The following is a 12,955-nucleotide window of genomic DNA, read 5'->3' on the forward strand; positions in this document are numbered from 1 at the left end:
GGTTTCCCGGCGGCGGGGCCGCGGGGGCGGGGCGCGCCGGACGCCCCCCCGCCGGCGGGGGGGGGGGGGGGGGGGGGGGGGCGGGGGGGGGGGGCGGCGGCCTCGCGCGCGCCCCCCCCCCCCCCACGACCGTGCTCCCGTACCGAGAGGTGTGCCATGACCGCAGCGGACGACCCGCTCGAGCTGCTCGCCCGGGCCCTCGCGCAGACCGCCGGGCTGATCGACGGCACCGGCGTCGAACTGGCCGGCCACCCGACGCCCTGCCGCTCCTGGGACGTCGGCGACCTGATCAGCCACCTCCTGCACGATCTGCGGCAGTTCACCGCACGGGCGAAGGGCGGGCAGCCGGACTGGTCGCAGCCCTTCGAACGGGTGGAGGAGGACTGGCTGCACGCCTTCGAGGCCGGGGCGGAGGAACTGGTCGACGCCTGGCGCGCGGCCGGCGACCTCGGTGGCACCGTGGACATCCCCGGCGCCGGCACCCTGCCGGCCCGCTTCCCGGTGGACCAGCAGACCACCGAATTCGCCGTCCACGGATGGGACTTGGCCCGCGCCACCGGTCAGTCCACCGAGGGCCTGGACCACGAGGTCGCGGACGCGGCCCTGGCCTGGGCCACCGGCGCGCTCAAACCCGGGTACCGCGGCGCGGAGGAGGACCACCACGCCTTCGGCCCCGCCGTCGCCGTGTCCGAGGACGCCCCGGCGTACGACCGGCTCGCGGCCTTCTTCGGCCGCGACCCCCAGGCCGCGGTGCAGTCCTGAGACGTCCCCACGGCGTCTGAGGCCCTACCCGCGCGTCCAGCGGAAGCCGATCTCCGGGTAGCGCGGTGACGGGCCGTCGAGCAGCGGGGCGGGGCGGTCGCGCAGGAAGCGGTCGGCGAAGGCGAGGACGTGGGCGCGGGTGAGCTCGGTGGCGCGGGCCGGGGCCAGGGTGCCGAACAGCGTGGCGTAGAGCTCGGCGGGCAGGTGGGCCGACACGTTGCCGGGGCCGGCGGCGTGCGGCAGGTCGGTGAAGCTGAGGTGGCCGGCGCCACCGGCGCGCAGCTGACGGCCCCAGGCGCGGTGGTGCTCGCGCCAGCGCTGCCAGGTGTCGTGGTCGTCGAGCGCGGTGAGCAGCAGGAACGGCCGGTCCAGCCCGAGGTCCGGGACGGGGGAGCCGAACAGGCCGCCGTCGAGGTCGAGGCCGATCCGCAGCCGCCGGTCCTGGCGCAGCGCCTCGGCGGCCGCGGCGCCGCCCATGGAGTGGCCGAGCACGCCGATCCGCTCCCGGTCGACCCGGAACGGCAGTCGGCGGCCGGTCAGTTCACCGATGACGAAGCGCAGGTCGCCGACCCGCGCGGCGATCTCCTCGCGGTCCTGGGCGTCCCAGTCCGGCGGGTCGTCCGGCAGTGCGCCGCGCACCAGCCGTCCGTCCGGGAACTCGACGGCGGCTGCGTCGTAGGTGTGGTCGACGGCCGCGACGAGGTAGCCGTGCGCGGCCAGCTCCTCGGCCAGCGCGGTGCAGTTGCTGCGGGCGCCGCCGCGGCCGTGCCCGAGCAGCAGCAGGGGGAGCGGGCCGGGTGGCGCGGGCGCGCCGGCGCGGGCGGTGGGGCGGACCAGGGCGAGGGTGCCCGGGTCCAGCGGCAGGCTCCGCTCGATCACGGCCGCGACCCGGGGGGTGGTGTAGGGCGCGCGGGGGCGGCCGGCGGTGGTGTGCGCCGGGTACCAGAGCTGCACCATCAGTTCGCGCGGGCCGGGGGCGGGCGCGAACGGGTCGGCCCGGTCGTGGTCGACCAGGTGCAGGGCCGTGGTGCCGACCGGCCGGCCGGTGGTGGGCGCGGGCAGGTCGATGGTGCGCGGCGGGGCGGCCAGGGCGGGCCCGGCGGGCAGCAGGGCGGCGGCCCCGCCCAGGCCCGCGAGGGCGAGGAGTGAACGGCGCCTGATCATGCGTCAACCTCGGGCGGGCTCGACGACTGGGGCCCGGCTCAGCCTAGGTGGTCCAGACCGGTGGCGCCAGGGTTCCGGTCGGCGGGAGGTGGCAGTGGGCCGGGGGCCGGCTCACGGCTTGGCGGCCTGCCGGGCGGCGGCCTGCTTGATCGCCTCGCGGATGCGCGGGTAGGTGCCGCAGCGGCAGATGTTCTGGATCTGGTCGATGTCCGCGTCCGTCGGGTTCGGGGTGTGGCGCAGCAGGGCGACGGCGGTCATGATCTGGCCGGGCTGGCAGAAGCCGCACTGGGCGACGTCGCAGGCGAGCCAGGCCTCCTGGACGGGGTGCAGCACGTCGCCGTCCGCCAGTCCCTCGATGGTGGTGACGGTGTGGCCGGCGCAGTCCTTGACGGAGCGGGTGCAGGGCTGGAACTCCTGGCCGTCCAGGTGGCTGGTGCAGGCGCGGCAGACGCCCACCCCGCAGCCGTACTTGGGGCCGGTGACGCCGAGCTTGTCGCGCAGCACCCAGAGCAGCGGCATGTCGTCCGGGGCCTCGACGGTGACGGGCTTCCCGTTGAGGACGAAGGTGTGGGTGGGCATCAGGGTCGGGATTCCTCAGCTGGTGGTCAGTGGGTGCCGGTGGGCCGGAAGGCGGCGGCGGGTCAGAAGTCGATCGGGAAGGAGCGCGGGCTGGTGCCGGTCGCGCGGGCGTAGGCGTTGGCGACGGCGGCGGAGGCGGCCGGGACGCCCAGTTCGCCCGCGCCGCCGGGCGGGCCGCTCGGCGGCATCAGGTGGACCTCCACCACCGGCGGGGTGTGCCGCTGCCGGGCGTAGTGGAAGTCGGCGTAACTCCCCTCCCGGAAGGCGCCGTCGTCCAGGTGGTTGCCGGCCTGGAGGATCACCGAGATGCCGTCGACCAGCGCGCCGGTCAACTGTGCCTCCAGGCCCCTGGGGTTGATCGCCCGGCCGACGTCGGCGACGACGACCGCCTTGGTGACCCGGGGGTTGGCCCGGTCGGTGGCGTCCAGCTCCACCAGGTAGCCGGCGCAGGCGCTGTGCTCGTCGTGGTAGCCGATGCCCTGGGCCTGCCCGGGGGGCATCGGCCGGCCCCAGCCGCCCTTCTTGGCGAGGGTGTCCAGCACCGCCCGGCCGGCCGGGCTGCGCAGCCGGTCGCGGCGGAAGGAGAGTTCGTCCTGGCCCATCGCGCGGGCGAGTTCGTCCATCATGATCTCGTCGGAGACCCGGACGGTGCCCGAGTAGACCGAGCGCCAGCTGCCGGTGTGCAGCTCCAGCGGCAGTTCGGCGAGCAGCTGGGTGGGCACGCCGACGTCGTACGGGATCTTCTCGGTGAGCAGGAAGAACAGTTCGGAGGCGGTGAGCCCGGCCAGCGGGAGGTTGTAGCCGGCGGCGGTGAGCATGTCGCCGAGGCCGTGCCCGAGGTCGGTGCGGACGCCGGCCACGTGGTGCTCCCAGCCGAACACCTGGCCGAGGCCGTAGGTGGCCCGGATCCGGTGGTGGCTGGCCGGGCGCATCCGGCCGTGGCGCATGTCGTCGTTGCGGGTCCACATCAGCTTGACCGGGCGGCCGGCGGCCTTGGAGACCTGGGCGGCCTCCAGTGCGGCGTCGAAGAACAGCCGGCGGCCGAACGAGCCGCCGCCGCGCACCACGTGGACGGTGACGGCGTTCTCCGGCAGGCCGAGTTCGGCGGCGATGGTGCCCTGGGCGAGGATCGGGCTCTGCGAGGCGAACCAGAGTTCGGCCCGGTTCGGCCGGACGTCGGCGACGGCGGTGAGCACCTCCATCGGGGCGTGGTTGACGAAGGCGAAGTCGAACTCCCCCTCCACCCGGTGCGCGAGCAGCGGCGGCGGCAGCGACGGCAGGTGGGCGGCGCGCAGCCGGGACCGCACGTCCGCGTCGGACAGGCCGGCAACCGGCCCCGGGTTCCAGGTGGTGCGCAGTGCGTCGCGGGCCTTGAGCGCCTGGTCGAAGGTCTCGGCGAGGACGGCGACGCCGCTCGGGATCTGCACCACGCCGAGCACCCCGGGCATGGCGCGGGCGGCGGAGGCGTCCAGCGACCTGAGGGTGCCGTTGACGGTGCTCGGGCGGGCGACCACGGTGGGCACCGCGCCCGGGATCCGGAGGTCCCCGGCGTACTGGGCGCGGCCGGTGACGATGTCGCGGGCGTCGATCCGGTTGGTGGCCCTGCCCACCACGCGCAGCTGGTCGGCGGTCTTGGGCAGGCTCGGGACGGCGGGGACGGCGACGCCGGCGGCCTCGACGGCGAGTTCGCCGTAGCCGAGCCGGCGGCCGTCGGGGGCGAGGACGGCGGAGTCGGCGGTGCGCAGGGTGGTCGCGGGAACGTTCCAGCGTTTGGCGGCGGCGGTCACCAGGCGGGCCCGGGCGGCGGCGGCCGCCGCGCGCACCGGATCGTACAGCGATCGGACCGAGTTGGAGCCGCCGGTCATCTGGTTGAAGACCAGTTCGGGGCGGGCGTCGGAGAGCGGGACGTCGACGTCGGAGAGCCGGGCGTCGAGCTCCTCGGCGACGATCATGGCGATGGCGGTGGTGAGGCCCTGGCCGACCTCCAGCCGGGGCAGGTGCAGTGCGGCGCGTCCGGCGGCGGTGACCTCCAGCACCAGCAGGTGCGAGGTCGGCAGCCCGGCGGTGATCATCACGTCGCCGATGTCGACGATGTCCGGGATGCCGGGCACGCCGATCAGCTGCTGGGGCAGGACGGTCTCCCGGACGGGCACGGCGGCCTGCGCGGCCTGCGCGGCGGGCCCGGCGGGGTTCGGGGCGGCGGCCTGCGCGGTGGCGGGCGCGGTGGCGTCGAGGCCGAGGCGGGCACCGACCGTGAGGGTGGGCGCGGCCAGCAGGTAGGTGAGGAAGCGCCGACGGCGGGTGGCGCCGTGGTCGGCCCGGGGCGGGGCGCCGTCCGGGGTCTCGTCGGTACCGGCGGCGTTCGGGAGGTGACCGGCGGAGTCCGAGGGTGCGGTGAAGGTGCTGATGAGAGGAACCCTTCGAGCCGGAGACGGCGACCGGACGGGCGGACGGGTAGGCGGGGCGGCCCCGGCCCGGTGCCGGATCGCGAACGCCGTTGAGCATAAAAGGACGCTACTGACGGGTCAACACGGTCAAAGTTGGCCCCTGGTCTGCCCGATCGGGGTTTCGCGGTGATCGGCGCGAGCGGAGTCGGAGCGGGTACGGACGGCGCTTCCGAGGCGCGGGCGCGGCCCGGGCGGGGCCGCCCGGCGGGAAGCGGAGGAGCCAACTGGCGTCCCTCGCACGAGGGTTCAGCGGTCGGTCGGCGGTGCGGCGGCGGCCGTGAGTGGCCCAGGAAGTTCCTTGATCACTGGACTGGTCCACTGGGCCGGTTCCCTCCTAGGGTGGTGGCACGCCGCGACCGGCGGTCACGGGTACGGCCGCCGTGCGCCGCCCGTCCGGCGGTCGCGGGCAGGGGTGACGGTCCGTGAAGACGTTTACACAGCTGAACGCGTGCGGGTGACCGCCGGCTTGCCCGCCGGGTGACGCCCGCGCGCGACCGGAGGAGGGGCATGCCGACCGACCGCGCCACCCGCTGGGGCGGCCTCCCGCCAACCGGCCCCCAACGGACCCTCGCGGCAGCCCAGTTGGCCGCCGCCGTGGGCGACGGCGCCTACTACACCTGCTCCGCGCTCTACTTCACCAGGGTGGTCGGGATGTCGCCGACCGCCCTCGGGCTGGGCCTCACCCTCGCCTGGGCGCTCGGCTCCGTCGCCGGCGTGCCGCTCGGCCACGTCGCCGACCGGCGCGGCCCGCGCCGCACCTCCGTCGCGCTCGCGATCGCCACGGCGGCCGTGGTCGCCGCCTTCCTGGTGATCCGCTCCTACCCGCTGTTCCTGCTCGCCGTCTGCCTCTACGCCACCGCCCAGTCCGGCCTCACCGCCGCCCGGCAGGCACTGGTGGCCGCCCTGGTACCGCCCAGGCAGCGGACCACCCTGCTCGCCCACATCCAGTCGACCCTCAACGGGGGACTGGCCGTCGGCGCCGCCATCGGCGGCATCGCGCTGAGCGTCGGCACCCGGACCGCCTACCAGGGCGCCTTCGCCGTCACAGCCCTCGGCTTCCTGCTCGCCGCGCTGGTCCTGCGGCGGCTGCCCGAGGCCCCGCCCACCGCGGCGCCGCCGGACGGCGGCCCGCGGCTGGCCGTGCTGCGCGACCACCGGTACGCCGCCGTCACCGCCGTCAACGCCGTCCTGCTGCTGCGGATGCCGCTGCTGAGCCTGATCATCCCGCTCTGGATCGCCGAGCGCGCCCCCGGGATCGGCTGGCTGGGCTCGGCGCTGTTCGTGCTCAACACCCTCGCGGTGCTGGCCTTCCAGGTACGGACGGCGCGCGGCGTCACCGGACTGGCACCGGCCGCCCGGGCGGTCCGCTCGGCCGGGGTGCTGCTGCTCGGCTCCTGCGCGGTCTTCGGACTGTCCGCGCTGGACGTGCCGGTCCGGGCGGTCGGCGCCCTGCTGGTCGCCGCCTCCGTGCTCCAGGTGGCGGGGGAGATGCGGCAGTCGGCCGGCAGCTGGCAGATCGCCTTCGACCTCGCCCCGCCCGGGCGGATCGGCCAGTACCAGGGCTTCTTCGGCACCGGCGTCGCCGTCGCCCGCACCCTCGGACCGCTGCTGCTCACCACGCTGCTGCTGGACGGCGGACCGGCGGGCTGGCTGGTCCTGGGCGGGGCGTTCCTCGCGGCCGGCCAGGCCATGGGACCGGTCGCCCGCTGGGCGGCCCGCAACCGCGATCACCCGGTGCCGGCGCCGGTGGCGGTGGGCGTCTGACCCCGGACCCGACGGCGGCGGGTCCGTACCGGCGGCTCCCGCGCCGGAGGGCCGGAAACCCGGTGGCCCCGGCCCGCCGCCCACTGGCATGCTGGCCGCGTGGACCGACCTCAGATCTGGCTCGACTTCGCCCCCGAGCTGCACCTCTTCGTCTCCGCGCCCCGGCGGGCCGGGCGCACCGCGCTGCGCACCGACGGCGCCTCCACCCTCGGCCACGTCGTCGAGTCCCTGGGCGTCCCGCTCACCGAGGTCGGCGGCCTGCTGGTGGACGGCCGGGCGGTGCCCGACACCCACGTACCGGCCGACGGCGAGGAGATCGCCGTCCGGGCCGTGACCAGGCCGCAGCCCTCGCCCGGCCCGCCGCGCTTCCTGCTGGACGTCCACCTCGGCACCCTCGCCCGCCGGCTGCGGCTGCTCGGCGTGGACGCCGCGTACGAGAACCCCGACATCGGCGACGCCGCGCTGGCCGCCCGCTCGGCCGCCGAGCAGCGGATCATGCTCTCCCGGGACCGCGGCCTGCTGCGCCGCCGCGAACTGTGGGCCGGCGCCTACGTCTACAGCCACCGCCCCGCCGAGCAGCTACGCGACGTGCTCTCCCGCTTCGCCCCGCCGCTCCTCCCGTGGAGCCGCTGCACCACCTGCAACGGCACGCTGCGCGAGGTCACCAAGACCTCGGTGCGCGAGCAGCTGCGGGACGGCACCGAGCGCTCCTACGACGCCTTCGCCCAGTGTGCCGACTGCGGCCAGGCCTACTGGCGCGGCGCCCACCACGCCCGGCTGGAGTCGATCGTCACCGAGGCCGTGCGCGACTTCGGGACCGCGCGTGACCTCGGGGCCGCGCGTGACCTCGGGGTCGCCTCCGGGTAGGGCGCCCGGCACCGGCCGGGCGCCCCGCCGCGTCAGGCGTCCACGACCTCCAGCCCGTACGCGGTCACGGCCTGGCGCAGTCCGCCCGGGTAGCCGGCCAGGGCCGGGGTGAACTCCCAGTCCCCGGACGGCTCGCGGTCGAACCGGCCGAGCCGCATCGCGGTGTTGGTCTCCGCGCCGTCCGCGAGGTGCACCGCCGCCGTGTCCTGCCCGGCGCCGGCCTCCAGGATCAGCGCCGGGTCGGCGAACCCGCCCATGGTGGCCTTCGGATGGTTCTCGGTGTCGGCGGCGGCGATCACGACCAGCCGGTCGACCTCGGCGGGCAGTGCGTCGAAGTCCACCATCAGGCAGGCGTTCGCGTCGCCGTAGCCGGTCACCAGCCGCACCGAACCGTCGGGCGTCGAGGCGTTGTTGTAGAACACCAGGTGGTCGTCGGAGAGCGCCTGGTTGCCCCGGCAGACCAGGGCGGCGATGTCGTAGTCCTCCTCGCCGGTCCAGTGCAGGAGCAGTCGGGCGGGCTCGGCGGCCACCTCGATCGCGGGCAGTTCGTCCAGGGCGCCGGCCTGGGCGGAGGCCTCGTCCTGGGCGGGTGCGAAGACCTCGTGGAAGCCGTGGTGCTTGAGCAGCCCGACCAGCTCGGCGCCGTTGATCAGGCTGATCGGCTTGCCCGCGACGAACTGGTGCGAGCTGGGGCCGAACCTGCTGGTGGTGACGAGGACGGCCTTGGTCGCGGCCTGGTCGTGGCGCAGCGTTCCGTACAGGTCCCGCACCGCCGCGGGCGCCACCGTGTCCCGGTACCGCTTCACCTGCACGATCACGTTGCCGCCGCGGAACGGGTCGGGGTCGGTGCCGCGGACGTCCACCCCGCCGTCCCGTGACCGGGCGGTGAGCTCGACCTTCATGCCCATCGCCTCCATCAGCCGGGCGATGAGCTTTTCGAACTCCACCGGGTCCATCGCCAGCAGTAGCTGGAGCTCGCGGACGCGCCTGGCCATCCGGCCGCGGTTGGCGTTGGTGTCGTCCCGGAGGTGGCGGAACAGCGCGCGCTGGGCGCGGCGTTCGTCGACGTCGGGGTTGCTGAGGCGGTGGAGCTTCCGGCTCCGGGACATGGGCGTGCCCCCTCTTGCATGGTGACGGTTGTTGCACGCGCCACCGTAGGGGAACGTGGACGAAGAGATGTCGGGCCGTCAGTTCCGCCGCACAATCGAGATCTGGGAGCGTCCTGCCTTTTCGGCCCGGGTCGGGCGTCGGCCGGCGGGACGTCCGCTACGCCGCGTGCAGGTCGAGGGTCCAGGCGTGGGTGGTGTAGGCGCCCATGCGGGTCGGGTGGCGTTCGACCAGGGTGGCGGTGAGGTGGTCGGCGGTGTGCCGGAGCGAGCCGGTGAACCGCGGCTGCTGGTCGGGGGCCAGCGGGAGCAACTCGGCCAGCACGGCGTCCTCCAGGTCCCGTCCGACCGCGCGCAGCACCCCGGCGTCCAGGACCAGCAGGGTGTCGTCCGGCAGGACCACCGGTGGCGGGGTCCGCGGGTCGGCGAGCAGCGGGCCGGGCTCGATCCGGCCGCCGGGCAGCAGGCGGACCACCCGGCTCCCGGTGGGGCGGCGGCGGTCCGTCTCGACCACCCGGAGGCTGTCGCCGACCACGTAGTGGCCGAAGCTGTGCCAGGAGTCCAGCGGGGTGCCGTCCCGGTCGTGGGCCGAGCTGCGGAGGGTGTCGCCGTCCTCCAGGCCGAGGACGAAGCGGCCGTCGTCGAGTGCCGCACCGTGCTCGCCGCGCAGTTCGGCGACGGTGCTGCCGTCGGCGAGGTCCAGCAGCAGGGCCGGGCCGCAGCGGTCCCCGGCGCTGTGGCCGACGGGGTCGGTGGTGACCAGCGCGCGGCCGGCGGAGAGGTGGGCCGCGTTGGGCCGCCCCGGGCAGGACCGCCACCAGCGGGACCGGCCGGTGGCGTCGACGCAGTCGAGCCCGCCGCCGCGCGCGTGCAGTTCCAGTCCGTCCCGGCGGGCCAGCGGCCCCTCCGGGCGGCCCTGCGGCCGTCCACCACCGCGGTGGTGCCGATCCATGACAGTGACCCGCCAACTCCCCATGGTCCGGAGCCTAGTGGACCGGGGTGGACGGCGGGGGTGCTTTCGGTGGCCGGGTCGACGGCGGACAATTCACCCAGGAGCCGAGGAGGAGGCCGCGGTGGAGTTCGAGGTCATGATCGAGATCCCGCAGGGGTCGCGCAACAAGTACGTGATGGACTTCGTGGCGGGCCGGATCCGCCTGGACCGCACGCTCTTCACGGCCACCCGCTACCCCGCCGACTACGGCTACGTCGAGGGGACCCTGGGCGGCGACGGCGAGCCGCTGGACGCCCTGGTGCTCGGCCGCGAGCCGGCCGTCCCCGGCTGTGTGCGGACCTGCCGGGCGGTGGGCATGTGGGTGATGCGCGACGAGCGCGGCCCGGACCAGAAGGTGCTCTGCGTCCCGGCGCGCGACCCGCGCTACGAGGACCTGCGGGAGATCGGCGACCTCCCCCGGTTCGACCTGCTGGAGATCACGCACTTCTTCCAGGTGTACAAGGACCTGGAGCGCGGCAAGTCCGTCGAGGGCTCGCACTGGGCGGGCCGCGAGGCCGCGTACGCCGAGATCGCCGAGTCGCGCGCCCGCGCGGCGGGCACCCGCTACGCCGACCCGGCGTAGCGGGCACCCGGCCGGGCCGGGCCGGGGCGCCCGGCCGGCGGACCGTCAGGGGCGGAGCCGGACGGAGCTCAGGATCGCCCGCACCTCGTCGCCGATCGCGGCCTCGTTCCGCTCGAACTCCGGTGCGGTGAGCTGCTGCGGGTCGGCCGGCAGACCGGTGAGGACGGGGGTGTGCAGGTGCCCGCCGGGCAGCTGCGGGGCGGTGAGCAGGCGCAGCCGGTTGGAGCGGTAGGCGATCTCGTTGGACAGGTACCCGCCGCCGCCACCGGCGACCGCGCGGGAGCCGGGGGTGGGGCCGTCGGGCCGGTAGACCGGGGCGGTGGCGCCCATCGGGATCTCGGTGACGAAGGTGTCGAGCTGGACCGGGAAGGGCTGCTGGACGGTCGTCATGGCGGCGACCGGCAGGGTGGTGCGGACGAACTGCGGTCCGGCGCCCAGACCCGGGGCGTCCACCGGGTGCTGGGTGGTGCCGCCGGAGAGCGCGTCCCTGTTGTCCGGGGCAGGGTCGGCGGAGCGGGCGCGGCCGGCCCACTCCTCCAGGGTGAACTTGCCGGGGTAGCCCTGGCTGATGGTGGTGATCAGGTCGGCGGACTGCCGGCCAGGCCGCAGGTGCGGGGCGAAGGCGCGCTCCACGATGCCCTCGTCGAAGTCCCCGTAGCGCACCGGCAGGACCACCGCCCGGACCTCGGCGGTGCTGCCGTCGGCGAGGGTGATCCGCTGCCCGTGCAGTTGCAGGACGGCCGAGCCGGAGGGGTTGGAGCGGCGCGGCTCGGTGCCCAGGCCGTACGGGTCGAAGCCGCTGACGAAGATCCGCCGGACGCCGTGGGCGGAGCCGAAGCCGTCGTCCAGGCCGCGCGAGGCGTCCTCGAAGCGGGAGCGCAGCGCGGCGTGGTCGACGTCGAACCCGGGCTGCCAGCGAGCGAGCTGGACGGTCATGGCGAGCCTGGTCCAGTACAGCGGACGGTCGTCCCGGGCGGGCAGTTCGCCGCTCGGCCGGCGGCCCTGGGCGCGGTCCAGGCCGGCCTGCCAGAGGTTCCGGCCCCAGGCGTCCACCACCCGCTCGGCCTGCCGGGCGTTGCGGGCGGCGCACAGCGCGGCGGGGAAGGCCCCGGGCAGCTCGCCGAGGCCCGAGCGCTCGGTGAAGGCGGTCGTGCGGGTGTCCTGGAGGCGGGTCTGCTCGGGATCCAGCGGCACCGCGGCCGAGGTGCGGCAGCCGGCCGGGGCGGCCTGGGCGACGGCGGGGACCAGCAGGGCGGCGAGCGTTCCGGTGAGTGCGGCGGCCAGTCCGGCGGCGCGGCGTAGACATGTCATGTCTGCTGACAATAGGTCTGGACCTGACGGCCCGCCAGGGAATCGGCGCGGTGGTTGTGGCGGGGTGACCGACGGTGACGCGAAGCCGATGGTTCGACCGGGAACCGGTGTGAGCTCTACAGCGTTGTCGTGGTCGAACAGCGGTACTCGTACGGTGGTGGAGGAGTTCCATGAGCGTGGCCCTGACGAAGGGCGGCAACGTCTCCCTGGGCAAGCAGGCCCCCGGGCTCCGGGTGGCCCGGGTCGGCCTCGGCTGGACGGCCGGGCCCGGGTACGACCTGGACGCCAGCGCGCTGCTCTGCGGGGCGGACGGGAAGGTCGCCTCGGACCAGAACTTCGTCTTCTTCAACAACCTGCGGAGCCCGGACGGCTCGGTCCGCCACCACGGGGACTCCGGCGGCGGCGCCGACCGGGAGCAGATCGAGGTCCGGCTCGCGGAGGTCCCCGCCGAGGTGGAGAAGATCGTCTTCGCGGTGGCGATCTACGACGCGGCCCAGCGGCGGCAGACCTTCGGGCAGGTGCGCGGCGCCTTCATCCGGGTCGCCGACCAGGACGGCGGCGCCGAGGCGGTCCGCTACGACCTGGCGCCGGAGGGCGGCGGCGAGACGGCGATGGTGTTCGGCGAGCTGTACCGGCACGGCGCGGACTGGAAGTTCCGGGCAGTCGGGCAGGGGTACGCCACGGGGCTGGCGGGCATCGCCACGGACTTCGGGGTGGACGTCCTGCAACCCGCGCCCGCCGCGCCCGTACCGCCGGCCGTGCCCGCCCCGCCGGTGCCCGCCGCCCCGCCGGTGCCCGCCGCCCCGCCGGTGCCCGCCGCCCCGCCGGTGCCCGCCGCCGCGCCGATCGTTCCGATGAACCAGCCAGGACCAGGGAGTTCCCCAGTGACGTGCTTCTTCGACCCCTCGCACGGTGCCGGCACCACGGCGGTGTTCTGGTCGCCGCAGTGGGGCGTGCCGCGCCAGATCGAGGCCTGCGTGGCCTGCGCCCAGCGGGTGCAGACCAACGTCCCGCCGTTCTACACCCCGGCGCAGGCCGGCTACCCGCAGCCGGTCCAGCAGGGCCAGCCCCAGGTGCCCGGCCAGCAGGCCCAGGGCGGCGGGCGGCGCTTCGGCACCGGCGCCCTGATCGGCGCCGGCGCGGCCGGGCTGGTCGGCGGCGCGCTGCTGAACGAGGCCTTCGACGACGATCCGCAGGTGGTCGTCAACAACTACTACGAGGACGACAGCTTCTTCTAGGCCGTCAGGCGGTCGGTTCGGCAGGCCGGCACAGATCGGCAGACCTGTTGGCCGGCAGGTCGCGGCCGCGGGGGGGGCGCCCCGGGGGGCCCCCCCCGCCCCCCCCCCCCCGGGGGGGGGGGGGGGGATTGGGCCCCCCCCCC

11 protein-coding genes are annotated in these 12,955 nt (G+C 75.7%); 5 read left to right on the top strand and 6 right to left on the bottom strand.

The window, feature by feature from the left end; translation table 11 throughout:
* Window positions 1-156 precede the first annotated feature (156 nt).
* A complete protein-coding gene (locus tag ACFRAR_RS22055; protein ID WP_380699827.1) occupies window positions 157-762 on the top strand; it encodes a TIGR03086 family metal-binding protein in 606 nt (201 codons plus the stop codon).
* A 24-nt stretch (window positions 763-786) separates the two neighbouring features.
* On the opposite strand, the gene ACFRAR_RS22060 is transcribed toward ACFRAR_RS22055, so the two are convergent.
* The 3 genes from ACFRAR_RS22060 to ACFRAR_RS22070 form a co-directional block, all read right to left on the bottom strand.
* Window positions 787-1,926, bottom strand: coding sequence for an alpha/beta hydrolase (locus ACFRAR_RS22060; protein ID WP_380699828.1), 1,140 nt, complete (start codon window positions 1,924-1,926; stop codon window positions 787-789).
* Window positions 1,927-2,037: 111 nt separating this feature from the next.
* A complete protein-coding gene (locus tag ACFRAR_RS22065; protein WP_380699829.1) occupies window positions 2,038-2,505 on the bottom strand; it encodes a (2Fe-2S)-binding protein in 468 nt (155 codons plus the stop codon).
* Window positions 2,506-2,567: 62 nt separating this feature from the next.
* On the bottom strand, window positions 2,568-4,658 hold the full coding sequence (locus ACFRAR_RS22070) for a molybdopterin cofactor-binding domain-containing protein (RefSeq protein ID WP_380699830.1): 2,091 nt from the start codon (window positions 4,656-4,658) through the stop codon (window positions 2,568-2,570).
* An 801-nt stretch (window positions 4,659-5,459) separates the two neighbouring features.
* Between ACFRAR_RS22070 and ACFRAR_RS22075 the strand changes: the two genes are divergently transcribed.
* On the top strand, window positions 5,460-6,716 hold the full coding sequence (locus ACFRAR_RS22075) for an MFS transporter (protein ID WP_380699831.1): 1,257 nt from the start codon (window positions 5,460-5,462) through the stop codon (window positions 6,714-6,716).
* A gap of 99 nt (window positions 6,717-6,815) precedes the next feature.
* Window positions 6,816-7,583 (top strand): Mut7-C RNAse domain-containing protein, encoded by a 768-nt coding sequence (locus tag ACFRAR_RS22080; RefSeq protein ID WP_380699832.1) that lies wholly within the window; start codon window positions 6,816-6,818, stop codon window positions 7,581-7,583.
* Window positions 7,584-7,615: 32 nt separating this feature from the next.
* On the opposite strand, the gene ACFRAR_RS22085 is transcribed toward ACFRAR_RS22080, so the two are convergent.
* Window positions 7,616-8,692, bottom strand: a complete 1,077-nt coding sequence (locus tag ACFRAR_RS22085) for a restriction endonuclease (RefSeq protein ID WP_380699833.1) — start codon at window positions 8,690-8,692, stop codon at window positions 7,616-7,618.
* Window positions 8,693-8,849: 157 nt separating this feature from the next.
* Entirely contained in the window at window positions 8,850-9,641 is a 792-nt protein-coding gene (locus tag ACFRAR_RS22090) for a hypothetical protein (RefSeq protein WP_380699834.1), read from the bottom strand.
* A 121-nt stretch (window positions 9,642-9,762) separates the two neighbouring features.
* On the opposite strand from ACFRAR_RS22090, the gene ACFRAR_RS22095 reads away from it, so the two are divergent.
* Entirely contained in the window at window positions 9,763-10,263 is a 501-nt protein-coding gene (locus ACFRAR_RS22095; RefSeq protein ID WP_380699835.1) for an inorganic diphosphatase, read from the top strand.
* 45 nt (window positions 10,264-10,308) lie between these two features.
* Here ACFRAR_RS22095 and ACFRAR_RS22100 read toward each other — a convergent pair whose 3' ends face one another.
* Window positions 10,309-11,574 (bottom strand): pyroglutamyl peptidase, encoded by a 1,266-nt coding sequence (locus ACFRAR_RS22100; protein ID WP_380699836.1) that lies wholly within the window; start codon window positions 11,572-11,574, stop codon window positions 10,309-10,311.
* A gap of 170 nt (window positions 11,575-11,744) precedes the next feature.
* Here ACFRAR_RS22100 and ACFRAR_RS22105 point away from each other — a divergent pair, with 170 nt between their 5' ends.
* Entirely contained in the window at window positions 11,745-12,812 is a 1,068-nt protein-coding gene (locus ACFRAR_RS22105; RefSeq protein WP_380699837.1) for a TerD family protein, read from the top strand.
* The last annotated feature ends 143 nt before the right edge of the window (window positions 12,813-12,955 follow it).

The sequence above is a fragment of the Kitasatospora sp. NPDC056651 genome (assembly GCF_042792155.1).
In the GTDB taxonomy this organism is placed as follows: Bacteria; Actinomycetota; Actinomycetes; order Streptomycetales; family Streptomycetaceae; genus Kitasatospora.